At 38.2% G+C, this 26,019-nt stretch carries 23 protein-coding genes and 1 pseudogene; 8 read left to right on the top strand and 16 right to left on the bottom strand.

What is annotated here, in order from left to right:
- Positions 1-259: 259 nt before the first annotated feature.
- The 3 genes from IGI42_RS10565 to IGI42_RS10555 form a co-directional block, all read right to left on the bottom strand.
- Complete coding sequence (locus IGI42_RS10565; RefSeq protein ID WP_438715815.1) at positions 260-1,207, bottom strand: sugar-binding transcriptional regulator; 948 nt, start codon at positions 1,205-1,207, stop codon at positions 260-262.
- 189 nt (positions 1,208-1,396) lie between these two features.
- Entirely contained in the window at positions 1,397-2,002 is a 606-nt protein-coding gene (locus tag IGI42_RS10560) for a class I SAM-dependent methyltransferase (protein WP_438715814.1), read from the bottom strand.
- 39 nt (positions 2,003-2,041) lie between these two features.
- Positions 2,042-2,620, bottom strand: a complete 579-nt coding sequence (locus IGI42_RS10555) for an SGNH/GDSL hydrolase family protein (RefSeq protein WP_438715813.1) — start codon at positions 2,618-2,620, stop codon at positions 2,042-2,044.
- Positions 2,621-2,869: 249 nt separating this feature from the next.
- Between IGI42_RS10555 and coaA the strand changes: the two genes are divergently transcribed.
- A complete protein-coding gene (gene coaA / locus IGI42_RS10550; RefSeq protein WP_438715812.1) occupies positions 2,870-3,793 on the top strand; it encodes a type I pantothenate kinase in 924 nt (307 codons plus the stop codon).
- A gap of 96 nt (positions 3,794-3,889) precedes the next feature.
- Positions 3,890-5,458 (top strand): glutamine-hydrolyzing GMP synthase, encoded by a 1,569-nt coding sequence (gene guaA, locus IGI42_RS10545; protein WP_438715811.1) that lies wholly within the window; start codon positions 3,890-3,892, stop codon positions 5,456-5,458.
- Between the two features lie 99 nt (positions 5,459-5,557).
- Here guaA and IGI42_RS10540 read toward each other — a convergent pair whose 3' ends face one another.
- From IGI42_RS10540 to IGI42_RS10520, 5 genes are all read right to left on the bottom strand, one after another.
- Positions 5,558-7,417 carry a UvrD-helicase domain-containing protein gene (locus tag IGI42_RS10540; RefSeq protein WP_438715810.1) on the bottom strand — a complete coding sequence of 620 codons (1,860 nt, stop codon included), beginning with the start codon at positions 7,415-7,417 and terminating at the stop codon, positions 5,558-5,560.
- Between the two features lie 3 nt (positions 7,418-7,420).
- On the bottom strand, positions 7,421-9,628 hold the full coding sequence (locus IGI42_RS10535; protein WP_438715809.1) for an AAA family ATPase: 2,208 nt from the start codon (positions 9,626-9,628) through the stop codon (positions 7,421-7,423).
- Positions 9,629-9,719: 91 nt separating this feature from the next.
- Positions 9,720-11,267, bottom strand: coding sequence for a hypothetical protein (locus tag IGI42_RS10530; protein ID WP_438715808.1), 1,548 nt, complete (start codon positions 11,265-11,267; stop codon positions 9,720-9,722).
- Positions 11,239-11,691, bottom strand: coding sequence for a toll/interleukin-1 receptor domain-containing protein (locus IGI42_RS10525; RefSeq protein ID WP_438715807.1), 453 nt, complete (start codon positions 11,689-11,691; stop codon positions 11,239-11,241). Before IGI42_RS10525 ends, IGI42_RS10530 begins: the two co-directional genes overlap by 29 nt.
- 355 nt (positions 11,692-12,046) lie before the next feature.
- Positions 12,047-12,268 (bottom strand): helix-turn-helix domain-containing protein, encoded by a 222-nt coding sequence (locus tag IGI42_RS10520; RefSeq protein ID WP_438715806.1) that lies wholly within the window; start codon positions 12,266-12,268, stop codon positions 12,047-12,049.
- A 185-nt stretch (positions 12,269-12,453) separates the two neighbouring features.
- Here IGI42_RS10520 and IGI42_RS10515 point away from each other — a divergent pair, with 185 nt between their 5' ends.
- Positions 12,454-12,621, top strand: coding sequence for a hypothetical protein (locus IGI42_RS10515; protein WP_438715805.1), 168 nt, complete (start codon positions 12,454-12,456; stop codon positions 12,619-12,621).
- Positions 12,622-13,013: 392 nt separating this feature from the next.
- Here IGI42_RS10515 and IGI42_RS10510 read toward each other — a convergent pair whose 3' ends face one another.
- Together IGI42_RS10510 and IGI42_RS10505 are read right to left on the bottom strand one after the other, a co-directional pair.
- Positions 13,014-13,940: an anti sigma factor C-terminal domain-containing protein gene (locus IGI42_RS10510; protein ID WP_438715804.1), complete on the bottom strand. Its 927-nt coding sequence runs from the start codon at positions 13,938-13,940 to the stop codon at positions 13,014-13,016.
- A gap of 2 nt (positions 13,941-13,942) precedes the next feature.
- Positions 13,943-14,407 carry an RNA polymerase sigma factor gene (locus tag IGI42_RS10505; RefSeq protein ID WP_438715803.1) on the bottom strand — a complete coding sequence of 155 codons (465 nt, stop codon included), beginning with the start codon at positions 14,405-14,407 and terminating at the stop codon, positions 13,943-13,945.
- 236 nt (positions 14,408-14,643) lie between these two features.
- On the opposite strand from IGI42_RS10505, the gene IGI42_RS10500 reads away from it, so the two are divergent.
- Complete coding sequence (locus tag IGI42_RS10500) at positions 14,644-15,522, top strand: hypothetical protein (protein ID WP_438715802.1); 879 nt, start codon at positions 14,644-14,646, stop codon at positions 15,520-15,522.
- Between the two features lie 237 nt (positions 15,523-15,759).
- Here IGI42_RS10500 and IGI42_RS10495 read toward each other — a convergent pair whose 3' ends face one another.
- From IGI42_RS10495 to IGI42_RS10485, 3 genes and pseudogenes are all read right to left on the bottom strand, one after another.
- On the bottom strand, positions 15,760-16,755 hold the full coding sequence (locus IGI42_RS10495) for a helix-turn-helix domain-containing protein (RefSeq protein WP_438715801.1): 996 nt from the start codon (positions 16,753-16,755) through the stop codon (positions 15,760-15,762).
- Between the two features lie 9 nt (positions 16,756-16,764).
- Positions 16,765-17,463, bottom strand: coding sequence for a helix-turn-helix domain-containing protein (locus IGI42_RS10490; protein ID WP_438715800.1), 699 nt, complete (start codon positions 17,461-17,463; stop codon positions 16,765-16,767).
- Positions 17,464-17,553: 90 nt separating this feature from the next.
- Positions 17,554-17,805: pseudogene (locus IGI42_RS10485) on the bottom strand (hypothetical protein); the annotation flags it as partial.
- A 726-nt stretch (positions 17,806-18,531) separates the two neighbouring features.
- Between IGI42_RS10485 and IGI42_RS10480 the strand changes: the two are divergent.
- Genes IGI42_RS10480 through IGI42_RS10470 form a run of 3 tightly spaced genes read left to right on the top strand, consistent with a single transcriptional unit; the run spans position 18,532 to position 19,392 of the window.
- Positions 18,532-18,861: a hypothetical protein gene (locus IGI42_RS10480; protein ID WP_438715799.1), complete on the top strand. Its 330-nt coding sequence runs from the start codon at positions 18,532-18,534 to the stop codon at positions 18,859-18,861.
- Between the two features lie 49 nt (positions 18,862-18,910).
- Complete coding sequence (relB, locus tag IGI42_RS10475) at positions 18,911-19,126, top strand: type II toxin-antitoxin system RelB family antitoxin (protein ID WP_438715798.1); 216 nt, start codon at positions 18,911-18,913, stop codon at positions 19,124-19,126.
- Positions 19,126-19,392, top strand: a complete 267-nt coding sequence (locus IGI42_RS10470) for a type II toxin-antitoxin system RelE family toxin (protein WP_438715797.1) — start codon at positions 19,126-19,128, stop codon at positions 19,390-19,392. The genes relB and IGI42_RS10470 overlap by 1 nt, the downstream gene beginning before the upstream one ends.
- Before the next feature lie 346 nt (positions 19,393-19,738).
- Here IGI42_RS10470 and IGI42_RS10465 read toward each other — a convergent pair whose 3' ends face one another.
- The 3 genes from IGI42_RS10465 to IGI42_RS10455 all read right to left on the bottom strand — a co-directional run bounded on the left by IGI42_RS10465 (position 19,739) and on the right by IGI42_RS10455 (position 24,703).
- Complete coding sequence (locus IGI42_RS10465; protein ID WP_438715796.1) at positions 19,739-21,580, bottom strand: ABC transporter ATP-binding protein; 1,842 nt, start codon at positions 21,578-21,580, stop codon at positions 19,739-19,741.
- A 12-nt stretch (positions 21,581-21,592) separates the two neighbouring features.
- Positions 21,593-23,941, bottom strand: coding sequence for an ABC transporter ATP-binding protein (locus IGI42_RS10460; RefSeq protein WP_438715795.1), 2,349 nt, complete (start codon positions 23,939-23,941; stop codon positions 21,593-21,595).
- A 75-nt stretch (positions 23,942-24,016) separates the two neighbouring features.
- Positions 24,017-24,703 (bottom strand): TetR/AcrR family transcriptional regulator, encoded by a 687-nt coding sequence (locus IGI42_RS10455; protein ID WP_438715794.1) that lies wholly within the window; start codon positions 24,701-24,703, stop codon positions 24,017-24,019.
- A 361-nt stretch (positions 24,704-25,064) separates the two neighbouring features.
- On the opposite strand from IGI42_RS10455, the gene IGI42_RS10450 reads away from it, so the two are divergent.
- The gene (locus tag IGI42_RS10450; protein WP_438715793.1) at positions 25,065-25,907 is read left to right on the top strand and encodes an aldo/keto reductase; all 843 of its coding nucleotides are present in this window, start codon (positions 25,065-25,067) and stop codon (positions 25,905-25,907) included.
- Positions 25,908-26,019: the final 112 nt, after the last annotated feature.

Genomic DNA, 26,019 nt, shown 5'->3' with positions numbered 1-26,019 from the left:
GCTAACTCATTGGAGCGGTATTGAATTTTCACCGAAAATTCTTTTATTTTCGTACGCTTACCATTCCACTAGACAGTACGAATCATAGTTAGCTGGTCAGTTATTTAACTTTTTCTCACTATATACACTGCGAAAAGTGGAACTGGCAAAAAAAGACGATTGAGTTTTTATACTCAATCGTCTAACTCTTATCTATACGCAAGTTCTTAACAGATAGCTTATTTAACTACAAAAACTTTTTATTTACGGTGTTAAAGCCCTATCTCTTCAATACTTCCTGCGCTGTTTCTTCGGTTGTCACTAACACATTAATGTACTCACCCTTTAATGCGCTAGCAATCGCTTCGGCTTTGTCTATCGTAGCAGCTACACCAATCCGGTAAGGCGTTCGCTTTAAATCACTAACATCAATGCCGATCAAACGATCATCCAATTCATTGTCAATATGCTTGCCGTCAATACTATAAAAACGGGAAACCACATCCCCAATGACCTTTTTACCTTCTAGATAGGCTAACACATCTTCGCCATAGAACTGCTTCCAGCTTTCATTCATTTGCAAGATCGGACTACCGATACCCATAATCGCAATGTCCAGCTTACGCCAATAATCGATCAGCTCTTGGTTAAATTCATTTTCCATCAAAGCTTTTTTCAAAGAAACCGTCTCTGGAAAAGCTGGTGAATCAATCATCAAGGCTCGGCCATTTAATTTTTTCGATGCTTCATAGGCAATCGTATTTACGTGATAATCACTGATTAAGCGCCCAGATGGTCCACCAATCATCGGAATACAGGTAATATTTTTTACATTGTAGCTGCCTAATCCCTCAGGAATGGCGGACATGGTTTCACCCCAAGAAAAGCCGATAATCATGTCGTCAGCTAAAATTTCCCCCAAGTATTCCCCCACACCATTGGCTAGCAGCTTATCTTTTTGTGTCCGGTTTAAATCCGAAGCAGCTGGCACGATGACTGCTTTTTTCAACTGATATTTTTCCTGCAGCTGCTTTTCTAAATCGTAGGTGCCTGCTTTGTCGTAATTAATTGAAATTGTGACGATGCCTTCGTTGCGAGAACGCTTCAGTAAGCGGCTGATGGTACTGCGGTGAATATTCAGTTCTTTGGAAATTTGGCTCTGATTTTTGTCCTCTTGATAATACATTTCGGCAATCCGAACCAATAATTTATCTTCATCCTTATACATGGTACTTCCCCCTTACTTGAACAAACGTTTCATCACATTTGTGAAATTTTAATATCCAATGTGATTATACCGTTATTCTTTCCTCTCCTGCAAGCCTTTGGAATCAATTGTGAAAAAGAAATTTTGGCAACATTTAAAACCCTAGATATACAAAAACAAAAGCTGCCACCCACGATGACAGCTTTCGTTCTATTCTTTCACACTTCGTAAAATATAGTAGCCTTTGTCCTTAGAGACAATCTCGGCATTGCCGAAGACTTCTTCCATCTTGCTCTCGGCACTAGGGGCTCCTTGTTTCTTCTGGATGACTACCGTCAAAGTACCACCGGTTTTCAGTAAGGGCGCCGCATCAGCTAAAATCTGATGCACCACTTTTTTACCCGCACGAATAGGTGGATTGGTGACAATTGCGGCATAGCTTGTTTGATGCAGGTCTTCGTAAATATTAGACTGATGAATATCCGTTTGCTCCGCTAGCTGATTGCGTTGGGCATTTTCCTGAGCCAAAGAAACGGCACGGTTATTGACATCGATCATTTCCACTTGGCGACCCGTTCCATAGGCAAGTGCCAAACCGATCGGGCCATATCCGCAGCCTACATCTAAAATCGCCCCTTCCGGCAACTGGCTATTGTCAAATTGTTCAATTAACACCCGCGAGCCATAATCGACTGTTTGACGGGAAAACACGCCGCTGTCCGTGACAAATTGGAAATTTTTTCCCAGCAGTTCAAAGGACCATTTTTCTAAGTCATGCGCTGTTTCGGGATTTTCTGAATAATAATGATTGGTCATGGTGTCTCCTTGTTTAAGTTAGTTTTCAATTGATGGCTGTTATTCTGCTTCCAGCAACTTGTTTTTGATGTCTCGGGCAATTAAGGCGCCTAGGAAATGATAGCCTTCTTTTGATGGATGCAAGCCATCATCTTGCAAGAATTCGTTTGGTTCAGGATAAACAGTCATATGATGATACAAATCAATCACGTTTACGCCTTTTTCAGCTGCAACTTCTTTTGCCATTTCAGCATAAGCCTGTTGACGATCATTGTCCGCTTCCGTCCGAATTGCGACATTTACATAGCCGGGTGTCAGCACGATGACTTTTTCAGCGGGGAAAGCTGCCACTAGTTGACGTAGATTTTCGCCATAGGTTTCAACGGGATCTTTGTGTTTAATCGAATCGTTGGTACCAAAACAAATTACTACAAAATCAGGATTTGCTGCTACGACCTCGTCTAAACGTGCCAAGCCTTCTGCTGAACCTTCACCCCGGCGGCCAAATTCTAAAATATCATAGCCGGGAAAGCCCATATCCGCTAATTCATCAATTACATACCTATTGAGAATATCACTGGTTTCCCCATTCATCAAGCCTGTCATTAAGCTATCACCGTATAATGCAATTTTCTTCATTGCTGTAGCCTCCTCTTTTTCTACTATGATAGCACGAACTTTCTTTTCATACTGACTTCGGCTCTTTTGGTGAGCGATTCTAAAAAATAGACGAAACTAGCAGCATTTCCATAGCATTTTCCTCTATTTTTCAGCTAAAATGACGTATAGCCATAATATAGTAGAAAAATATTCGGTTTTCTAGCAAATCAGCAACAGAATACTACCTTTTTATGATAGAATTAAGCGCAGTTATCAAAGGAGGTTCCTATGAAAGATAAGATGAATTACTATCGTATTCCGCGGGAACAATGGCAAGATTTTTATACCAGCGGACATACCCCTTTGACCGAAGAAGAATTGGACAGTATCCGAAGCTTAAATGACCGTATTTCTATGAAAGATGTAGAAGATGTCTATATTCCATTGTGCCATCTGATCCATTTATACAAAAAAGAAGCGGAATCACTGAGTTTGAGCAAGGGACTTTTCTTACATAAATATGTAAAAATGCCGCCATTCATCATCGGTATCGCCGGAAGTGTTGCTGTCGGAAAAAGTACCACCGCCCGTCTGTTGCAAACCTTGCTGGGCCGCTTATTTACACACCAGCATGTTCAGCTGATTACCACTGACGGATTTCTTTATCCCAATAAAATTCTAGAAGAGCGGGGCATCATGGACCGCAAAGGATTCCCCGAAAGCTATGACATGGAAAAACTGATTAACTTCTTAAATGAAGTCAAATCAGGTCAGGAAAACATCCAGATTCCGAGATACTCTCACAATGTATACGATATTGTGGAGGGTGAATTTGAAACCATTCATCAGCCAGACATTTTGATTGTCGAAGGGATCAATACCCTGCAATTACCAGCCAACCAGCAGATTTATGTGAGCGACTTTTTCGATTTCTCGGTATTTGTCGATGCTGATCCAGCCTTGATTGAAAAATGGTACTTGGAGCGTTTTGAATCTTTACTAGATACCGCCTTCCAAGACCCCGATAATTATTACTACGACTATGCTATTGGCGATCGTAAAGCAGCGTTAGATATGGCCGAAGATGTCTGGGAAAGAGTGAATTTAGTTAATTTACGGGAGTACATCTTGCCAACTCGGGGTCGAGCTGATATTATCATGCACAAGGCCAATCATCATAAAATTGATGAAGTCTATTTGCGAAAATATTAATACGAAACTTTCGTAAGTGTGCTTAGCAAGCACCAGCAAAAAAAGCAAGGCTCGCCCTGCTTTTGAAATAAAACTATAAGAATAGAGGGAATAATTGTGACAAACGTTGCCAACGAAATGACAGACGTTGAAAAAATCATTGTACTTGACTATGGTAGCCAGTACAACCAATTGATCACTCGTCGTATCCGTGAATTCGGTGTGTTCTCAGAACTATTGAGCCACCGCATCACTGCCGAAGAAGTAAAAGCTATGAAGCCAAAAGGAATTATCCTTTCTGGTGGACCAAACAGTGTCTATGACGAAGGAGCTTTCTCGATTGATCCTGCGATCTTTGACTTAGGCATTCCCGTTTTAGGTATTTGTTACGGCATGCAGCTAATTACCTACAACCTAGGCGGAAAAGTTGAACCTGCGCAAAACCGTGAATACGGCAAAGCGTTATTGGAAGTTACTTCCGACGATGCCGTTTTATTCGCCGGCACACCAAAAGAACAAACTGTTTGGATGAGCCACGGTGACTTAGTTACTCAATTACCAGAAGGATTCGAAACAGTCGCAACTTCTGCCGACTGCCCAATCGCTTCAATTCAAGATACAACCCGCAACTTCTACGGTATCCAATACCATGCCGAAGTGCGCCATTCTGAATATGGAAACGACCTGTTGCGTCACTTTGCTTACGAAGTTTGCCAATGTACCGGTGACTGGAGCATGGACAACTTTATCGACATGCAAATTGCTCGCATCCGCGAACAAGTCGGCGACAAAAAAGTCTTGCTAGGCCTATCTGGTGGTGTGGACTCTTCGGTTGTGGGTGTGTTGCTGCAAAAAGCCATCGGCGACCAATTGACTTCGATCTTTGTGGATCACGGTCTATTGCGCAAAGGTGAAGGCGAGCAAGTCATGGAAGCTCTAGGCGGAAAATTCGGACTAAACATTATCCGAGTAGATGCTAAAAAACGTTTCTTAGACAAATTAGCTGGCGTTTCTGACCCAGAAGAAAAACGCAAAATTATCGGTAATGAATTTGTTTACCTGTTTGATGACGAAGCAACGAAACTTGCTGGTAAAGAAGGCGTCTCTTTCTTAGCCCAAGGTACGTTGTACACTGACGTGATCGAATCAGGAACCGAAACAGCCCAAACAATCAAATCTCACCATAACGTGGGTGGATTACCTGAAGATATGCAGTTCGAACTAATCGAACCATTGAACACTCTGTTCAAAGACGAAGTCCGCGAACTAGGAACACAGCTTGGCATGCCAGACTCAATCGTATGGCGCCAACCATTCCCAGGACCAGGCTTAGGTATCCGTGTTCTTGGCGAAATTACCGAAGAAAAACTAGAAGTCGTTCGTGAATCCGATGCTATCTTACGTGAAGAAATCGCTAATGCCGGCCTAGACCGCGATATCTGGCAATACTTCACTGTCTTACCAGGCATCCGTTCAGTTGGTGTGATGGGTGACGGTCGTACCTACGATTACACGGTCGGTATCCGTGCAGTAACCTCTATCGACGGCATGACTGCCGACTTCGCCCGCATTCCATGGGATGTCTTGCAAAAGATCTCTGTGCGGATTGTCAATGAAGTGGATCATGTGAACCGGATTGTGTATGATATTACGTCGAAACCGCCAGCAACAGTCGAGTGGGAGTAGCCTGAAAAAGCCTATAAACGTTGATTTTACGGCGTTTATAGGCTTTTTTGCTTGATGAAAAGACAAATCGAATAGAACCTAATTTCTATTGTACTAGCTTTATAGCACCACAATTTCTTCTTCAAAAAACCATTTATTCATCCTCGCGGTTTCTTTCACAGCTTCTTTATTTTTAGTATAAGCAATCACTGCTAAGCTTTTTTCCGCTCTAGTGCAAGCTACATAAAAAAGTCTAGTTGTTCTTAAGATGCTGCTATCTTTACCTTCTTGCTCGTTCTTCAGATCTCTTTCAGTTTTTGGAGTTGCACCAAAAAGTTTTTCATAGCTAAATAAAAAACCATTAGCCTCTGAATCATCCATAGAAACCATTACTCTTGGAAATTCTAATCCTTTAACACCTTGGTGTGTAGCGTATTGGGTTTTGTTGGTAACATAACTTGAATAACGTTCTAATTGATCAAACGTTACAGATAAAGATTCTCTAAGCGCTGCAATTTTAACATCTTCATCATCTACGGGTGGAGCTAATATTTGATCCACACGCGAATTCAAAACAAAAAGTTGAGTTTTTTTAATATTTTTCAATATCTCAATGCATGTAGGATTATTACCATTTTCCCAGAGTTTGACTAGTTTTTCAAAGGCTCGATTTGCTTCGTCCAAAATCTCCATTTGATTGAAATGGTTTTCTTCGAATTTACTTCTCCCAAGAAAGGGCGAATGCTTTCTAATGACTTTCGAGACTTCAAAGTCATTTTGATTTTGATAAGCAGTAATTAAAGGAGAAATAACACTGGATAAAAATGACAGTTCTGATATTGAACCATCTCTTAATGAAGAATCAAATTTTCTTGATTCATGAAGCGGTCTGTATAAATCTGAAAACCCGAACCTACTCGCTGCCATATGATGTTCTAAAATCAAACTTTTATATTCAGTTGAAATCAACCAGTTGTCATCTTTTGTAACACTTGACATAATTTGTTGTACCGATTTTTCAACACTCTCTTTGTTTGAATTGTCATCTACTATAAATAAACGTATAATCCCTGTTTCTGCGTCTGATCTTGGACATTGTTCATGTTGATCGATTGTCTTCCGTACGGTATTAGCTAACTCAACTATCCGTTTTGCGCTCCTGTGGTTCATTACTTTGTTTGGTTTTTTCCAATCAGATGGAATACATGATGATAGATTATCTTTACCATCCATGTATATTCTCTGCATCATATCCCCAAACATACCAATAACAAAATCTTTTTTGTATTTTTCATAGACAATTAGCAATGCTTCTACTAATTCTTTTTTTGTGTCCTGACTTTCATCAATAAAAAGAATTGGATATTTTCCAATCAAAACTTTTTGCATTGTCTCTTCATGAGAAATAAAATAGGCGCCTATTTTTATTACTTCACTGTGGGTTAAACAACCATAGCCCGTGTTTTCTCCGTTGGGATTATAAGAAAATTTTTTGATGAATTTTATCTTTTCTAATCGTTTAGACTTTTTCACTATGTCCTCTTGCCTTTTTAGTGCCGCGTTCCCCTTACGTCCTTTAGCTTGCTTCTCAGTTAGTTTTGATATATCTGATTCGATCGATTTTATAATCCACATTTTAATATCATGTTGATAAGGGTTAATTAGGTCCCATAGAAAACTATGAATTGTAGATACATCAAAAATTGGTTTAAAACCTAGTCTTTTTGAAATCTCATCACAGGCAGCATTAGTGTACGTTATGACAGCGACTTTTCTAGAGTGTACGGAAAGTTCTTCCCCGAATTCTTTATCTATAAATGATAAAATATTTATCAAGCTACGGGTTTTCCCAGAGCCCGCCCCTGCAAACATAAAAAAGCTTTTATGATTATCTTTTAGAAGGCATTGCTTAATTTCTTCATCTACGTGATCATCTACATGGTTATCTGACATTTTAAGTTCTTTCTCTACGTCAGTCATTTATTATACCTCCATCGGCTGAAGCAAGTCTTGTAGCCATTTCAATCCTTCCGCAATATAAGGAGGAATAGTTAAGTCTTCTGGAGCAAAAGCATATACTAAATCTAGAGCGAATTCAGCCTTCTCATCAGATTTCCCATCCCTTATTGCATTATAAATACCTTCTTGTAACTCACTAACAGATTTTGATTCTTTTAAAACTCCGCTTACTTTTTCCAATAAACTGCCAACATCTGTTTCTTCAATTTGTTTAAACAATTCATAATTGGAATAAATTAGACAATCTTCAAAAGTACTTGATAATGCTTCTTCTGGTTCTTCTGCTTCACTACACTTTACTAGAACTGGAGTTTGATATGCAATTCGAACAGAATAATCGTATGGATGTTTTCTATCAAAAACTTTTTCAGCATATTCTAACGATAGAAGGTTATCTAAATCTTTTTCTTTAACTAACCAATTAGTTATAGCTGCATTACTACTAATTAATTTTGCATTTTTTTGGGGCATAGCAGCTTTATGGTGTCCAGCTTTTTCCGCAGAATCTAAATCTGAAATAACAAGTGTTGGTATACACAATTTCTGGATCAACGGATCTAAACGTTGAGAATGGCGTCCATTGATATTGAGTATATTTATATATCTTGAGTGTAACTCAGGATAGTGGTTCCTTATGAAATGAGGGATTAATATATTTTCAGCAGATCCTTCTACTAATATTACAGCATCAGCGAAGAACAAATCACAGTGTGTAGATTGTAAATATCGAGTCACAAATTTGTCTGTCTTATCTCCACTCCCAAACACTTCAGAAAGATTTACAACTTGAGCTGTCGAAACTGGGCATAGATCATTCTCGAAAATTCGCTTGAAATAACGTAAGTTAGCAAAGTTGGTCTCACGAGCAATATGGCTTGAATGAGTACTTATTACTAGTTGAGTAGAAAAATTAGAGTGGTTTTCTAAAAAATCATTTTTTCTCAAGACAGAATATGCTTTCCTAATAAAAACTTGCTGAACCTGCATATGCAAATGGGCTTCGGGTTCCTCAACTAAGACTAAATGCAATGGTTCTATTAAGTCTCCGTCATATTCGGATTCTTTACGAGCTTTCCCTACTCTCATCCAATTGTCACGGAAACTCATAAGATCAAAAACTATCGAAATAAGATTTTGGTAGCCTAGTCCATTGTATTTTTCTGGCAACCTCAGCGATGTATTATTTCTACTTAAAGAATATTGAACTGCTGAGTCATGATTCAGCGTTTCGGAAGTGTTAACTCTAGTAGTAATTGTAATCTTAGGATCACTTAATCCTGGATAGCCCAATTCTTCTAATTCTGCAATTGCTGGAGAGAACTTCTTTTCTAAATTATCGTCAAAAACTTTCCTAGCCTCCTCAGTTACCCTTAGAATATCAATATCTTCTGGTACTGGAAGTTTCTCTGGATCTAGATGTCTATCGTAATATCTTCTCATTTGATTGGACAGTTGATTATTCCTCTTCCCGATTTCATTGGAAGAATCTGGATCTGAGAATCCCCTTTGCGCGTCAATCATATCTATCCGTATTATTTGCTTTAATGGATTACTAGTAAAGCAATCCATCTCGTACTGAGTTTCTTGTGGTGGGTATTGATTGTATTTATCCGGATCAAGAATGTAAGATTTTACCCCAAAGTAAGCGTGAATTCTCTTGTTCAAAAATTCACTTAAACTTGTAGGAAAAAGTTGAATTTTCTTCTCTTTGTTTCCAACATCTTCAGTAGTCCTAGCAGCTTTATAAGCTGTACGATACTCTAAAAAAAGAGTATCGATATCTTCCGGTTGATAAACTATTCTAACGCCTAAATTACCTCCTCGCCATTTCAGTGTGGGAATAATATTTGCAACATAATGGAATTCATTACTCTCAACTTCCAACCAAATATCCATTTTAGGCAAAATTTCCTCCCATTCTTTCAAACCATTAGGACTTTCCGCCTCTTCTGCTATCCAGTCGTTACCAATTTTATCGATTAGAACCCTATTAGATACAGTTAAATCGTTGAATTCAAACCTTCTATCTGCTAGAAACTTTCCCAAAGCATCCATAGCAGTTGTTTTTCCACTATTATTTGCTCCTACAAAAAGCGTTGTTGTTTTACTAAAATCGATTTTTGATAACTGTAATTTCCGAAAATTATGAACGCATATTGATGAAATCTTCATACTTACCTCCTAAAACTATTTTGATTGATATATCACACATGGATAGATAGAAAAAGCTTAATTTCCCAATACATTTATCCACTTATACGATTTACTTCACGATGTTTTCCTTCCAGTCTCTAATTTGTTTTCTATATGAATAATTATCATATTCATCAAAAACTCTTGAAAAACCTTGCTGTAAGTTTATTGTGATATCTACATCATTTTGTGGATACATATTAAAATTAGGACTTACAAAATACCCGTATTGTTCTAATTCATCAGAGTTAATTGATCTTATTGTTTTTAATCCTGATGTTCTATATTTAATATATTCAATAAGTTGATCTGGTTCAGATGCCCATAGAATTCTTTTTAGAGTAAACAAATTTACAATCCAAGTATCTTCATATTCTGGACTAAGAAAATCATGTGGTGATTCAGATAAATTTAAATAGTCATCTAAAGTTACTACAACCTTAACTAATTCAACCTTTTTTGTATTGGGTATTTCAATAACAACATTTCTTTTCTTTTTATTGTCTGAATCAAAAAAAACAACACTGTCATTGTCCGAAAAATTTTCTCTAACTCTCTCGCATTGTTGACATCCTTTTAAGATCACACGATTAAAAATTCTAGTTAATCTTGTAGATGCTTGTTTTTGATCTCTATAAATTTCCTTGAAATCTTGCGCTTTACACTCTATGGAAAAAAAATATTTTTTGTATCTAACCAAAATGTCTTGTTCGTTTCCTGAGGCATCGTAGAATGTTTTAATCACATTTGATTTACCAAAATAATCCTTAAGTACCTCTTCAACGTGTTTCTCTAAAATTTTTCCTTTTACCTCATTAGATTTTTCGGCTTCTACTAAATAGCGTAAAATATTTTCAAAAACGAAAGAACTTTGCGGAACAAAATACCCATGCTTAGTTTTTATCCCTATCCTTCCTTTGAAATTATTAAGAATGTCTGTTGGATATATAAATTTATCTTTTATCTCCGCCTCGTCTATGAAAAGACGGCTTATCATAAATGAAGACGATTTATCGCTGAACTTCCTTCTCATCTGTTTAAAGCTTATCCATTCATTTGTTAATCTATACTTACTCATTTCTTTATTAATAACAACATCACAAGTAAGCCACAATAATATATCTACAATATTATAGATCGAAAAGCCATATACCTCTCTCGATGTACCGTCAAATAACTTGAACACTTCTATATAATCTCCAGTAGAAATAGAAGGGTAATGAAAATGATAATTCAGATACGTAGAAAAATTTTTATCATTACTCTCATTTACTTGATCCATTTGTTGCCTAGTGTACATATCGTGGATTCTCATAACAAAACATCTAAATATTTGCATTTCAGAATCTATTTTATTTCGTTTAAAATAATTATAAAAACGCGGAAATTTTCTCTCAGGATAGGCTACAAAAATAAACGATAAGTTGGTTGCTAACTTTAAAGAAAAATAAGCATCCTCAGGATCTATTTTCCTATGAAATAAAACTCTATTAAAAATTATAGATCGTTCACTAATAGGAATAAGAGAATAATATCTTTTAGCTAAATCCAAAATCTCTTCAAGGGTAGATGAACTTCTTATACTTTCTTCAATGTTCTCTGATTTTATATCTCTCATTTCCTACTCCCTTAAAAACATTAATTGCTTTGATCAAACGGAATAAATCTTCTATTTTAAACTGGCCTCCAGCAACTAAACTTAAACGATCCGAACTAATCGCTCCCACAATTTTTTGCACGTCAAAATGAGGCAGCGCCACAGGATAGTGATGTTCACTCATCATCCAGGATGCTACCATTTCGTTTAGACAAACCACACTCTCGTAATAATTTTGCGACAGCAAATAAAGCATGATTGGTCCATCTGTAAGTTCACTTTTCAACCGTTCAAAAATTCGCTCCCCATAAACGATTCCTGTTGAATAGGTTGAACTGCAAAAAATATCTTTTTCTCGGAAACCAAAACTTTTGAGTAGTTCTACAAAAATTGTTGCATACGCTTGATCTTTGCTTGAATGACTAATAAATACTTCTTTACCCATCTCCTATACCTCGCTTTGACTCCCCCATATAACAAGTGTTATTCAAAACGAGTTATTTGTCAATAACTTTCTGTTCGATTCGTTTATAAACCAGGCTATACTTAGTGAAAATAATGAATATTCACCCTTACTTTGGATCTACTTCCCCAGAACTGGCAGCTCGTAAACAACTTTACTTTTGTTTTCTTGAATAAAGGTATCAATTGATTTATTCTCAAAATCTCTACTCAATTGGAAGCCACAGAAGTTTCTATTCTTCATTCTATATTTCCCACACACTTTTTAAGTAACCCATAAACTGATAGTCCCTATCAACCGCCCTATTTATCAATCTCCAAACCATCGCTTCCCAGACTTATTCAATATTTTTTAGTTGAATAATTTCACCAATATCATCTATATCCAAAGCTTCTGCAATTCTAATTAAATGATTGATTTGTATTCGTTGTCTTTTACCGTTAGCTAGTTCACTTAATCTTGCTACTTCAATATCAGACAGCCTAGATAATTCACTCAAAGATATACCGTGTTCATCCAGCAAATTATGTATTTTTATTTCCAGCATTTTTTCTTTCATAATAAAAGCCCCTTTCTTCATTGCTTATATAGGCATGGTAATATATAATGTATACAAAACCTTTGCTGATATAAGCAAAACAAAAGATGGGAATATTAAGGTATTAGAAAATCAGTTAAGAAATGTTTTCGCAGGTAAATATTTTGGGCATTTATTACAATTCTTAAAGAAGGAGAAAGCTTGCCATGGAAAGACAACAAAAAGAAAGAATACTGACAAAAAACAATCAACCCCTTAAGGAAATCACTTATCAGGATATATGCCTTTTAAATGATACTTTTTACCAAATTCAATCGTGGACAAAAGCATTATCCATGCTAAACGATTTTTTAGTAATAGAGCAATCCCTTTAAACAAGAAGAAAATAATCAAGGAATTTCACGCAAACGCTCATGTTTTCAATGCTTTTTATCAGGATTTTTTAGATCGCACAAGTACTTTAGAAAATCAGCTTGAAGAATTAAAAAAAAGACCCCAAGTGTGAGAGTCCAAAAGCCCCTTACCGTTTTGCTGGATTCCGAGGGGAGAGAAGTGAATTTTTTCCTAGAATCAGCTCACTTGTTTTTGCATAAATCAGACACGCCAAACTAATACGCTTCAAAAAAACCAGCGACTTGATTCTGAAGTAAGACGCTGGTTTAAATTATTACTCAAAAAATGAAAATTTGGATTCATCTGCGCTAAACAACTTGTCTCGCTGTTTGATTAGTCAAAATCGACAATTCAGTTGGTTCTCAGATATAAATCACCTCTCCGGCTCAATATAAGGTACAACTGGCACAGTCACCCCCACAGAACTCCCTCTTACAAACGCTTGATCCTCAAGCTCCGCAAAATTTTGCGTTTGACCAGTAACCATCACACCCAAGACTGGAAGTTCATCAACATCCTTATCCTTATTCTCACGGATAAACTTAGCTGCTTTCTGGTTATCCATTTGCAAAAAATGCGTTTCAAATGAGCTGAAGAAACTATCCTTATCCGCTTCTTCATCAATTGCTTTATTATCGGAATCTTTGCTTAGCTGAAATCCATATACAGATATTCCGGCAGGTCCTTTACTTTCATCCCTTTCCTCGGAGAACAAATAGAGCCACACTATATTCAAATTCTCGGGGATCATTTCTTTCACTTCACTGTATGTGTACGGCTTGTCAAAAGAAATTGCCATCTCAGCTACAGTATTATCCATCTGTGTTACTTCAGTCAGCTCATTCTTCACGTTATCGTAATAATCTTCAATGGTCGGATTATAGAAGGTGGCTACTTTTTGTTTAGTCTGTCGATTATACTCGTAGGAAATTTTTGCTGAATGGTACCAGGAAGGAGTCAACTCGTTATAATCAATCGAACTCTTCAAAATATCGTACTTATTGCGCAAGCTGGTCCACGGAACCATATATCCATCAATATTCTTAGATTGATTAGTTACAACTTCCCCACCTAAAAAAGAACTATTAGCAATCACTTGGGAATCGATTTGGGTATTAGGGGAAGCGATGGTTTGATAGTTAAATAGTGTGTCATTTAATTTGCGATAATTACTGGTCGCAACTTTGTCTAATGTAAAAATCAGCACACCCAGAATAATGCTGATACTTAGGATTGAGATACAGACAATCCGTACTAAATTTTTTCTTTTCGCTTTTTGAATGCTTTTGTTTAAGTCCATGGTTAGTCCTCCCAGTTGTTTTTCAATTTTTTTCGACTTCGGTATAGTTTCTTTCTCACCGTTTCGATCGATATGCCTAATAATTCAGAAATATCAATGTAAGATAGTTGGTAAAAATACTTAAGCACAATCATCTCTTGTTCTTCAGTCGTTAATGAATCAATGAGTTCAAACATAGTTGAATGGTTCTCCATCAGATCCGATTCGTTCGTACTTTGGCTATGAGTGAAGTCTTGCTCTCGTCTTTTTTTCCGGTACATGTTTATGTAGTTGTTGAATGACACTCTGAAGAACCAAGGCCGCAAGTTTTCTTGCGTGATATCGGTGAGCATCGAGAATATGGTGATATAGGTTTGAGAAACAGCATCTTGGGCGTCTTCTGGTGTACTACCTCTTTTGATTAAAATGTTGATGACTTCTTCCCCTAGTGAAAGTAGAACTTTTTCAAATGTCACATCCTTTTTCATCTTAGATTCTCCCTTCACCTTTACAACGTTTGAAACGGCTAAAAAGTGGACAATAAATTTTAAAAACATGAAAAAGCTAACAGCTGCTCCTTTATCTTACCGTAGCTGTTAGCTTCTTTGTACATCATCACAAACTTAACAATGGAAACTCTATGATATAATCATGCTATCAATAAAATAATACATGTTTTTTATACTACTAAAGAATCAAGGAGGACAAAATGAAGAAGAATCTTTTGGTTGGAACTCTACTAGCAAGCATGCTTTTGCTAGTAGCTTGTCAAAAACCTGATACTAATACAACTGCAACCTCTACTAAAGAGACCAGCAGCGTAAAACATTCTGAAAGTAGTTCAACGACTGAAAGTACGACTACAAATAGTAGTTCGGAAGAATCGAGCAGCGATGTGGAGGATTCATCTGCTAATGAATTGGACGTTATAAGTACTGCTCGAAACCAAATATTAGGGAAAAGATTTTCGATGGTCCCGTTACTATATGACGGTCAAGATGCCAATCAGGCAATGGCGGAGAATAAGGCTCCACAAAACTTAATTCATGATGGCGTGGTTGGATTTAACTTTATTGATGATTCTACTGTCCACGTTGAGCTGCTAGGCACGTATAGACCAGACCATGATGCTCCATACACCTTGACGGATAACATGATAATCATTAAACACTGGAATATTCCTTATACCTTGAACAATGGGATTATTTCATTTGATTCTTGGACAACCGATGCTAATGGACATACCATTACTTGGTCTTTCGGCCCTGAAGGAACTCCCGCAGAAAATGCTTCTGGCACGAGTGTTGATACAAAGAATTTAACCTCTGATCAATTAAAAGAGTGGGTCAGCGCTGTGCTAGACAAACAATTCAGTCTGGGCAGAACCTCGTTTCCCTACAAACTGTCTGTAGAAAATCGTGATGGCTATGCCTATGTTCGCGTGGACCACAGTGAACAACAGATAGACACGCTTGATATGTTTCGAATAAATAGTTCGGGACAATTGGAACAACAAGATCTTAGCAATGGATATCCGGCTACCTATAAAGTTGTGTCTTCAACATTCATGGATACCTCAACAGTTACTGCAGTGAATAATTAAAATACTAGTGGACTTGTTTAGTCTATCGCAAAAGATTTCTAAGTAAATTTGACTGTGGATTAGAAGTAAACTAAAACCCTATAATAGAATTCATTTAGCCCTACCAAGGATTTCCTTGGTGGGGCTAAATGTAGTATTAAACGAACAACTAGGGTTTCCAGCCCCAGTAGTCGCAATCAGCATGTCAAATATGGATTATATGACCCAATCACTCTCGTAGTCTTTTTCTATAACTATCTATTCAAATTCTTTTCCCATTAAAGGATTGCTGTTGCGATGGATGAGCATATTTTTACTTCTGTGATACTTAATTATATCTCCTGTATAATATGTTTTCTTATCGACATAATTATATCCCTTGATCCACCTCCTCAAATATATATCAAAGTGAATATCTTCTTTAAATATTTCAACTGCCTTATTCCTGTCAAAATCTTTATTTAGGATACCTTCTTTGTATAATTTTTCGGTCAAACGATCCACTAAAATAAACATCAAAAACTCTGCAGGTTTCTTTGGATAGTATTGCTTGTATCTGTGGTATTCTTCATTTGATATCGGGATCGCTATCAATTCCAAACCCTTGATAGTTAATTCTCTTATCATGAAGTTTAATACTTGCGATATCCATGCCCAAAAACAATAAAAATCTTCTAGAGTTTCTTTTGCCTTTATAAACTCTACTGAATTTTCAAATTCTTCAATTTTTTTATATGGGTACGACTGCCTGTTCTGCAAAACTTTTTTCTGAAGTTTCGATTGATAGTTCTCACTGAGTTTCGTTCGTTTCCACCAGCGTCCGCTATTATCTCCATAAAAATGAAGCAAAATTGGATCATTGTAAATTTCCTCATACATTGCTTTCTCAAAATCATCAGCTGCATCGTCAGGAAAGATTATCCTTTCCTCCCTCTCAATGAAATAATAATTTGAAAAAAATTGTTTGGAATTTTTCTCATTCGTAAGAAGTAGTAGTTTTTCCATCATGTCAATTAATGCTTGAGTTTCTTGAAGATACATCTTTTTATCATCCAATATATCATCTATATCAATTTTCAATGTCGAGCATAGTTCTTTGATCTTTTTTACTTTAGGTGATGTATTTCCGTTTTCCCAATTATAAATAGTTTCTACTGAAACATTCACTTTTTCTGCTAATTGACTCTGAGATAGGTGTCTACGGATTCTTGCCTCTCTAAGTTTATTGCCAATGCGTTTCATTCGTATTCTCATAATATCCTCCTAGAAAAATCGATTTTTTCTTATATATCTTTTCGAATAGACTTTTTCAGTTCCCCCTAAAGCCTTGCTTATGTCGTTGATGATTTCGATATAGCCACCTAATTCATCCGCAATCCCTTCTGCAATCGTAATCAATTCAGCTGTTTCAAAAATGATTTTGGGATCATATTGGCTTCTCGTTCCTACATTATCTTTCTTTGCAATTACAGCATGCTCTTCTTTAAAATCCTCATCATCATAATTCTCCAACCATAAAAACAAAGTTTCCAAAGTAGAAAAAAAAGAGTGAATAGAAGGATACGGTAGTAGTCTATTCATCTGTCTAAGTTCCATGTCGTATCGGAAAACAGTAGATACTTTATTCTTAGGAGCGATATAAAACATCGATAACAAATCAGAGTAACTAATCATACTCGTAACGCCTTCAATTTTTTCACCATAACTCAACAATTCTAGATCTGAGTCATCAATTTCAAACTTATTCTTTTCTTCTAAAAAATCAGATGGCTGTATATTGAAAATTTCACACAGACACTGAATTTCTACTAGAGTCAATCCTTCATAATCATTTTTTTCTCTTCTTTTAATAGTATCAGTAGATATACTAAATCCCGTTAAATCAAAAAGCTTTTCATCAAGTTCTTTTTGAGTCCATCCTTTTCTTTTCCTCTCATACTTAATTCTCTCTGAGATATTCATTAGGCTTCCTCCTTTTCTATATTCTTAATAATGAAGTATTTTTGTATAAAAGGACATACAAAGAATGCCACATTCAGGTAGCAATTTTTATTAAAATGATTTTTTAGCTGGAATAGAAAATTCTTCAGTGTGAACGTACATACTATTGATGATCTTTCCCAGAGTTGAGCGACAAAAATATTGAGCAGCGTAGTAGCCGCCTTTGGCTAGTAGTTCTTCGTGTATTCCTTGTTCCTTGATATCGCCGTCTTGCATGTAAAGGATCTTACCGACATCCTTAATCGTCGATAGACGGTGAGCGATAACGAAGGTGGTCCGGCCGGCCATTAGGTTGTTCACGGCTTGCAGCATGTTGGATACTTGCGCCAGCTGAGCGATTGGTTAAATCAGGTTGCGAACGTATAAGAAAACTTTAGACCGTATTGGAATGTGAATACAAACGTAGTCGCTCATGCTATAATAAATATACACTATGATTTGTACCCCAAAAGTAAAGATGTCATGCTGTCTACAGTAGTAAAATGAACCTAAGAAACGTACACAGGGGGACTTATCTTGGCTTTTAGACCAAATTCTTCACAAACGACTAACTATGGAGTAGGAGTTGCGATGTAATATGATTAAAAATAGAAACGATGAGGACAACAACAAGATAGATAAATATCAATGGTTTGTTACGTATCTATGTCTTATTATATTTTTAGGGGACTTTTTTCTACAATTTTTTGGAATTTCCAATAGATTTTTATTGTTTTTCGTTCACTCCGTAGTTCCTATAGTAAGCATACTATTATCGTTCATTTTTAAAAATTATCTATCGTTAACTTGGAAACAAGTAAAAAGTAGTCAAATTTTTATTGTTGTTTTTTCGGTAGGTCAGATGATAATGATGAATCTGTGATTCCTTTCAAAAGTTGGTAATAAGCATCTTCCTTGTATTAAACTTGCTCTTATGAGCGTCATTGTCAATGACAATAAGGTCCATTGTGGCTGGTTTGATAAAGAAACTTGCGAAGCTTGTCCATTGTTTGAAACCTGTAAACCAAAATTATCAAAGCAAGCAGCTACATGACAAAAAAGAAGATTGTACGAACAGAACATCTGAAATTCATGGAAATCGAAGGGTTTCAAAAACTCCCCCAATTCAGAAATGGTATTGAAGACGTACCATCGATTTTACGCCGTAGTTATCGCGTAGATCAGATGCCCGTCTGGGGATTCTTGCGCACCAAAATCTGGTTTTCGTTTAAGATAGGCGCAATCAATATAAAAAGTTTGATAAAAGGAACCAAGCAACAAGAAAAGCAATCTCTTAAAGACACCATTTTTAACCTGAAGAGATTTTTCAAAAATGACCAAGCATATCATGTCCCTTACCCAGAATTTTTAGTTGCTTAAAAGCCGACTTTTGGGGTACGAATCATACTATATAAGGAGTGGAACCATTATGACTACTACTACAATCCGCATACCTGAAGAAGATTATAAAAAAGTGAAAGCTCTGGCTGCATTTGAAGGAGTAAGTGTTTCTGAATTTATGCGTAACGCGATTATGGAACAGGTTGAAGATACGCTTGATTATGAAGCTGGTATCAACGTTCTGAATGAAAAAAATGAACGTGTTGCCCGGGAAGACGTATTGAAAGAGGTATTTCCCGACTAATGTATACTTGGAGTTTTGATAAAAAAGCATATAAGGAATTTAAGAAGTTAGACAGCCTGATACAAAAACGGTTAGTTAAATGGTTAGACACACATATTGAAGGAACCGAAAATCCTCGACAATGGGGAAAAGCTCTTGAGGGCGATAAGAAAACACTTTGGCGTTATCGAGTGGGGAGTTTTCGTTTGATTGTTGATATTATCGATAATGAATTTGTCGTGCTTGTTCTTAAAACCGGTAAACGAAATGATATTTACAAGCGTTAATAGCTTTTATCATACTGGATAAGTAACAGTTTTCTAAACTATCTCTGCTATTAGTTCCCGCAGGATCTATTGCATGTATACGTTCTGTATTTGAATAAGTTTTACTAAATGAAGTAAGCTAGTTTGAGGGAAAATCAAACTAACTTCTTTGTGTTCATTGATTATTCCTCCAAAGGCAATGATGGCCACCCGAAGTTCATCTGCCTTTTGCTCAGCTCTTGCTTCATTGCGTTGATGCCGTCATTCAAATGATTTTCTCGATTAATTAAACGACTGTTCATTCATACTAAAAAACACCAGCGAAACGTCTCTCAACATCCCACTGGTGTCCTCATTATTATCTACCCTACCCCGCCAACTCATCAAACTGTGAGTTATACAGCGCAGCGTAGTAGCCGCCTTTGGCTAGTAGTTCTTCGTGTGTTCCTTGTTCCTTAATGTCGCCGTCTTGCATGTAAAGGATCTTATCGGCATCTTTGATGGTCGATAGACGGTGAGCGATAACGAAGGAGGTCCGGCCGGCCATGAGGTTGTTCATGGCCTGCTGGATAAGCAACTCGGTTCGGGTATCGACAGAAGAAGTTGCTTCATCCAAGATCAGGATTGGTTTGTCTGCTAAGATGGCGCGAGCGATCGTTAGCAGTTGTTTTTGTCCTTGTGAGATATTGGATGATTCTTCGTTTAATTCCATATTGTAACCACCAGGCAAGGTTTCGATGAAGTGGTTTACGTGAGCAGCTTTGGCTGCGGCGTAAACTTCTTCGTCGGTGGCATCGAGTCTTCCGTAACGGAGGTTGTCCATGATGGTGCCTTTGAACAACCAAGTATCTTGAAGCACCATGCCGATGTTTTCCCGTAAATCTGCGCGGTTGAAATCGCGGATGTCGTGACCATCGATTTTGATGGCGCCGGTATTGACATCGTAAAAGCGCATCAATAGTTTCACCATCGTGGTCTTACCTGCACCGGTTGGTCCAACGATCGCCACGGTTTGTCCTGGTTCCACATGACTGCTGAAGTCGTTGATAATAATCTTATCTGGTGTATAACCGAATTTGACGTGTTCGAAATCAACTTCGCCGTTGACCTTGCCGATTTTGACGGGGTTTTCGACAGTTTGAGCTTCTTCTTCTTCGCCTAAGAATTCAAATACTCGTTCAGCGGCAGCGGCCATGGATTGCAGCATGTTGGATACTTGTGCCAGTTGAGCAATTGGTTGGGTCAGGTTGCGGACGTATTGGATAAAGGCTTGGATATCCCCGACTGTGATGGTGCCGTTGTAGGCTAAAATCCCACCAATAATCGCTACGGCTACATAACCTAAGTTTCCAACGAAGTTCATGATTGGTTGCATCAATCCAGAAAGGAATTGCGATTTCCAAGCGGATTTGAACAGGATGTCATTTTGCTTTTTGAATTCGGCTAAGGCATTTTCTTCATCATTGAAGAGATGCACAATGTTGTAGCCGCCGACAGTTTCTTCTACTTGACCGTTAATCATACCCAAATATTTTTGTTGGGTCTTAAAGTGTTTTTGTGAGAACTTAATAACGACCGTGATCAAAATCAACGAGATCGGTATGATTAAAACAGAAATGCCGGTCATCTGCACCGAGATGGATAACATCATGATAATGACCCCGATAATCGTGAAGGTCGATGTAATCAACTGGGTAATTGATTGGTTTAATGATTGTCCTAGAGTATCCACGTCATTGGTGATACGAGATAGGACTTCACCGGTGGTCCGGCTTTCAAAGTAATTCATTGGCATGCGGTTGATTTTTTCGGAAATTTCTTTCCGCATGCGGTAGGTAATTTTTTGCGTGATGGTGGACATGATCCAGCCTTGCATGATGCCGAAAACGGAAGCGACTAAGTAAAGTCCCAGCATGAAGAGCAGGATGTGTCCGATTTTATCAAAATTGATATCGCCGGTACCTTGATATTTTTCAATCAAGCCGTTGAACAATTCCGTGATTGCTTTGGATAAGATTTTTGGTCCCCAAATATTGAAAACAGTCGATGCCGCCGCAAAGATCATCACGAATAAGACGGGGATCTTATAGTTTGCCATATAGGAGACTAGTTTTTTAATGGTACCTTTGAAGTCTTTGGCTTTTTCGCCAGGACCCATTCCTCGGCCCATTGGTCCACGTTGCGGACGTTGTTGTTTTGTTTCTGCCATTTTCTTCCCCTCCTATTCTGCTTCTAAGCCTAATTCGGCGTTACTCAACTGTGAAGAAGCGATTTCTTGATAAACAGATGATGTTTCCATCAGTTCGTCGTGGGTGCCTTGTGCTACGATCCGACCTTCATTTAAGACGATAATTTTATCGGCATGAAGGATGGTTGAAATCTTTTGCGCCACAATGATTTGGGTAATGCCTTTGACTCTTTCGGCTAATGCCCGACGTAGCGCAATGTCGGTCTTGTTGTCTAGTGCAGATAGTGAATCATCAAAGATCAAAATCTTAGGATCTTTGGCTAAGGCTCTGGCAATCGACAAGCGTTGTTTTTGTCCGCCTGAGACGTTGGTTCCACCTTGGGAAATCTCCCGTTCGTAGCCTAATTCGTTGCCGTCAATAAATTCTTCGGCTTGCGCAATTTGTGCGGCTTTTTTCATTTGTTCATCGGAAATGCCTTCGACGTTCCCGAATTTGATATTTGATTCAATGTTCCCAGAGAAAAGTACGCCCTTTTGAGGAACAAATCCGATCAGGTCATGCAACTTGTGCAAGCTCATTTGACGAATGTCGACACCATCAATGGTGATGCGGCCGCTGCTTACATCAAACAGTCGTGGGATCAAGTTGACCACGGTGGATTTCCCTGAACCAGTTGACCCGATTAAAGCCGTAGTTTCTCCCGGATTGGCTGTGAAGTTGATATGATGCAGCACATCTTCACCAGCATCTGGATAACGGAAGGTCACACCTTCGAATTTCACTTGGCCTTCAAAGTCATGATCGTCTTGTGGTTGTTCTGGATCAATAATCGTCGGTTCAGTTTCTAATACTTCATCTACCCGACCAGCTGAAACGTTGGCACGAGGCAAGATGATTGAAACCATTGACAACATCATAAATGCCATGACAATTTGCATCGTATAAGTAATGAACGCCATCATGTCCCCAACCTGCAATTGTCCAGTGTCAATATTATGACCACCGACCCAGACAATCAAGACGGAAATTCCGTTCATCAAAAGCATCATAATCGGCATCATGATGGACATGCTGCGGTTGACAAACATTTGGGTTTTCATCAAGTTAGTATTGGCAACATCAAAGCGGTTTTCTTCGTATTTTTCACGAGAAAAGGCGCGAATAACGGGTAGACCAGTAATAATTTCCCGAGAAACTAAGTTCACCCGGTCGACTAATTTTTGCAGACTCTTGAATTTTGGCATCGTAAAGCCTAATAGCGTCAGCACTAAAACCAATACTAAACCAACTGCTAGGGCGATAATCCAGCCCATTCCGGTACCGGTTTTAAACACTTCGTACACACCGCCGATTCCTAAAATCGGTGCATACAGAACCAAGCGGATGGTCATAACCAATCCCATTTGAATTTGTTGGATATCATTGGTACTACGGGTAATTAAGGATGCTGGTGAAAATTGCTCCATCTCCGTATTGGAAAATTGCAGGATTTTGTCAAATTGACCAATCCGCAAATTCTTACCGACAGAAGAAGAAACCAAGGAAGCAATTAAGCCTACTAAAATGGCGGCTACAGCTGCGATCAAGGTCAGAATCAGCATTTCGGTTCCACGGTTGATCATATAATCCATTTGAATTTGTTTTGTGTCTTTATCCAGTGCTTTGTATTCAGCCAAGGTTAATTGGATTCCGACAGTCTTCATGGAGTCTTGACCGACATCGCCTAAACCTTCTTTGGTTTCCTTACGCGCAGCTTCGACTTTTGCCGGTAATTCGTTTTGCGTTTGGGTGATGGCATCGCCAATTGTTTGCGCTTGTTCGCCTTTTTGGGCAGCTTCAGCACCTTTTTCTTGTGCGGTTGCTAAATCACCAGCGGCGGCAGCTTCTTGGGCTGCGGCTCCAGCTTCTTGCGCTTCTTGGGCTAATTCTTGGGCTTGCTTGCCCTCAGTACCTAATTGCTGGTACTCATCGATAATTTCTTTGGCTGCCTGTCCATCCTTTGATGCTTTTGATTGGGACGTAGCCAGCATAAACATCGGCAGTTCAAAGATCTTAGCTAACTTTTCTTTGTTGGCTTCACTTTTATGCTGTAATTCATAGACAGTGACGTCTTTTCCGTCGACTGTTTCAGTGGTTTTTTTGTAGTTTTTGTTAATGGTATCTTTTTCGTCATCGGTCATGAAGAGCTCGATGGCTGAAAGAGTGGATTCCCGAATGCTTTCTGGGGTGGCTGTTTCTAAGCCCCCTTGTTGAATCCCTACATCCACGATGTCTGAGGTGATACTTGGTAATGTCAGCTCGCTATGGGCCTGAACAACTAACAGAATCAGCGCCGCGAGGATGGCATACCAATATTTGCGTAAATATTTAAATAGTTTCACGTTTATAACCTTCCTTGTCTATCCGTTTACCGGCTTTCTTGAGATGTCCAGCTTTGCAAACTAGCTGGCTTTGTCCTAACGCTCTAACTCTGAGCCAGATTGCGAAGCGCTTCTTACAGCGCCGTTTTTTAACCAATTTAATTTCAACCTAAATTCTGCCATGACTTCATCAATCGAGTGCGCATCGTTTTCCTGCATTTGACGATACCCTTCTGCAATCGTCGAGAAAACCGTATGCATCAGCATTTTCACTAAAAGCTGCAGCTCTTTCTGATCGGCTACCTTTAAAATGGATAAGTCGACGCGATCGTAAAATTCCTGTAGATTCTCCTTATGCTGCTGATCTGGAGGGCATGGGGCATGGGGCTTTTTGCCAAAATGAGGTGCAACTTTATGAAACGAACGATAATCCATACTGATAAACAGATTTTTATAAAATGCAGCGTTCGTTCCCTGCAGTACTTCCCTGACCATTTTTGAAAAATAAAGCTCAAATCCTTCAAATAGATTGCCATCGGCCTGTTCAATCGCCTGATTTAATTCCTGCTGGAAATTCCGGCGCATACTTTGAAAATAATAGAAATACAAGTCTTCCTTGTCTTCAAAGTATTGATAGAAGCTGCCTCTAGGAATCTCTGCATCTTTGATAATGCGGGCAATCGATGCATCCCCTAATGGCACTCTGGAAAACTCTTTTTTGGCGGCATCCATAATTCGCTGCTGCTTGTCTTTTGCCAAATGATAAAAGGTTTCTTTGGGCACGATCTTCCCTCCTAACTTACAATTTTCTCAAATGACACTCTGTCATGTGACACCTTGTCATTATACGCTCTTTCTTTACGAATACAAGTATTTTGCCTTGTGATTTCTGAAAAAATTTAACTCTTTTTCAAGTTCGTTTTTGCAAGCTAAAAAAGAGCTGCTAAACCAGCAATGGTAAGGCTTTCGGATAAAGCGTTTGATTGACAAGCTAGAACAATTTCTGTCGATTAGGGCAAAAATTCTACTAGTTTATCTAGCTGTTGCATATTTATTTAAGGAAGTTAAAGCGAAATAGTTACAGCACAGCGTTGCCTGCGTTATACTTTTAGATGTAATGAATTTTATTAGGAGGTTTTCGCAAATGGAACAGTTGAAACTAAACAATGGTCAAATGATCCCGCAATTAGGTTTAGGTGTCTTCAAGGTTCAAGATGCCGCTGATTTGAAATCAGCCGTGGCAGAAGCACTGAAAGTCGGCTATCGTCACTTTGATACCGCCACGATCTATCACAACGAAGAATGGCTGGGGGAAGCACTGGCTGAAAGTGATGTAAAACGGGAAGAACTATACATCACGTCAAAAGTCTGGAACAACAATACCACCTACGACGAAACCATCACCGCTTTCCATGAATCCTTGAAGAAATTGCAAACCGACTACTTGGATCTTTATTTGATTCATTGGCCTAGTGATGGCTACAATGAAAAATGGCGTGCATTGGAAAGCTTATATAATGATGGCCTAGTCAAATCCATTGGTGTATCCAATTTCGAAAAACCGCATATGGAAAAATTGATGACCACTGCTAAAATCAAACCAGCAGTCGATCAAGTAGAAACCCATCCTTATTTCCAACAAAAAGAACTAAACGACTATTTGAAGAGCATGGATATCGCACACGAAGCATGGGGCCCACTTGGCCAAGGAAAAAGCAATGTGTTAGAAGATCCTGTTTTGGTAAAAATCGCTGAAGCCCATGACAAAACCGTTGCCCAAGTTATCCTGCGCTGGCACCTACAACGGGACATCATCGTGATTCCAAAATCGGTTCACGCCGAACGCATCGCGCAAAATTTCGATGTCTTTGACTTTATGTTGACGGAGGAAGAAATGTCTATGATCGCTTCGATTGATAAAAATCAACGGGGTTCTGGTGATCCGAACGACGAAGAATTTTTGAAAGTTACAATGAGCCGGACATAATGAATTGAAATTGCTAATAGCATTCTTTTGAGGAAAAACTAAATGCTAACAACAACGACCTGCTCTTTTTTGGCAGGTCGCTGTTGTTAGTAGAAACAAAAAAAGACTGACG

The sequence above is a fragment of the Enterococcus sp. AZ109 genome, from assembly GCF_051714625.1.
Classification (GTDB): domain Bacteria; phylum Bacillota; class Bacilli; order Lactobacillales; family Enterococcaceae; genus Enterococcus_A.
Note: the sequence above shows the minus strand (reverse complement) of the source record. Positions and strands in the feature narration are given on the sequence as shown.

Coding starts and splice junctions, on each gene's coding strand:
- coaA (WP_438715812.1), top strand. CDS start 2,870: ATGAAAGATAAGATGAATTACTATCGTATTCCGCGGGAACAATGGCAA.
- IGI42_RS10530 (WP_438715808.1), bottom strand. CDS start 11,267: ATGAGAGATATAAAATCAGAGAACATTGAAGAAAGTATAAGAAGTTCA.
- IGI42_RS10520 (WP_438715806.1), bottom strand. CDS start 12,268: ATGAAAGAAAAAATGCTGGAAATAAAAATACATAATTTGCTGGATGAA.
- IGI42_RS10480 (WP_438715799.1), top strand. CDS start 18,532: ATGACAAAAAAGAAGATTGTACGAACAGAACATCTGAAATTCATGGAA.
- IGI42_RS10565 (WP_438715815.1), bottom strand. CDS start 1,207: ATGTATAAGGATGAAGATAAATTATTGGTTCGGATTGCCGAAATGTAT.
- IGI42_RS10465 (WP_438715796.1), bottom strand. CDS start 21,580: ATGGCAGAAACAAAACAACAACGTCCGCAACGTGGACCAATGGGCCGA.
- relB (WP_438715798.1), top strand. CDS start 18,911: ATGACTACTACTACAATCCGCATACCTGAAGAAGATTATAAAAAAGTG.
- IGI42_RS10515 (WP_438715805.1), top strand. CDS start 12,454: ATGGAAAGACAACAAAAAGAAAGAATACTGACAAAAAACAATCAACCC.
- IGI42_RS10490 (WP_438715800.1), bottom strand. CDS start 17,463: ATGAATATCTCAGAGAGAATTAAGTATGAGAGGAAAAGAAAAGGATGG.
- IGI42_RS10450 (WP_438715793.1), top strand. CDS start 25,065: ATGGAACAGTTGAAACTAAACAATGGTCAAATGATCCCGCAATTAGGT.
- IGI42_RS10495 (WP_438715801.1), bottom strand. CDS start 16,755: ATGAGAATACGAATGAAACGCATTGGCAATAAACTTAGAGAGGCAAGA.
- IGI42_RS10510 (WP_438715804.1), bottom strand. CDS start 13,940: ATGGACTTAAACAAAAGCATTCAAAAAGCGAAAAGAAAAAATTTAGTA.
- IGI42_RS10525 (WP_438715807.1), bottom strand. CDS start 11,691: ATGGGTAAAGAAGTATTTATTAGTCATTCAAGCAAAGATCAAGCGTAT.
- IGI42_RS10505 (WP_438715803.1), bottom strand. CDS start 14,407: ATGAAAAAGGATGTGACATTTGAAAAAGTTCTACTTTCACTAGGGGAA.
- IGI42_RS10560 (WP_438715814.1), bottom strand. CDS start 2,002: ATGACCAATCATTATTATTCAGAAAATCCCGAAACAGCGCATGACTTA.
- IGI42_RS10555 (WP_438715813.1), bottom strand. CDS start 2,620: ATGAAGAAAATTGCATTATACGGTGATAGCTTAATGACAGGCTTGATG.
- IGI42_RS10470 (WP_438715797.1), top strand. CDS start 19,126: ATGTATACTTGGAGTTTTGATAAAAAAGCATATAAGGAATTTAAGAAG.
- IGI42_RS10540 (WP_438715810.1), bottom strand. CDS start 7,417: ATGACTGACGTAGAGAAAGAACTTAAAATGTCAGATAACCATGTAGAT.
- IGI42_RS10535 (WP_438715809.1), bottom strand. CDS start 9,628: ATGAAGATTTCATCAATATGCGTTCATAATTTTCGGAAATTACAGTTA.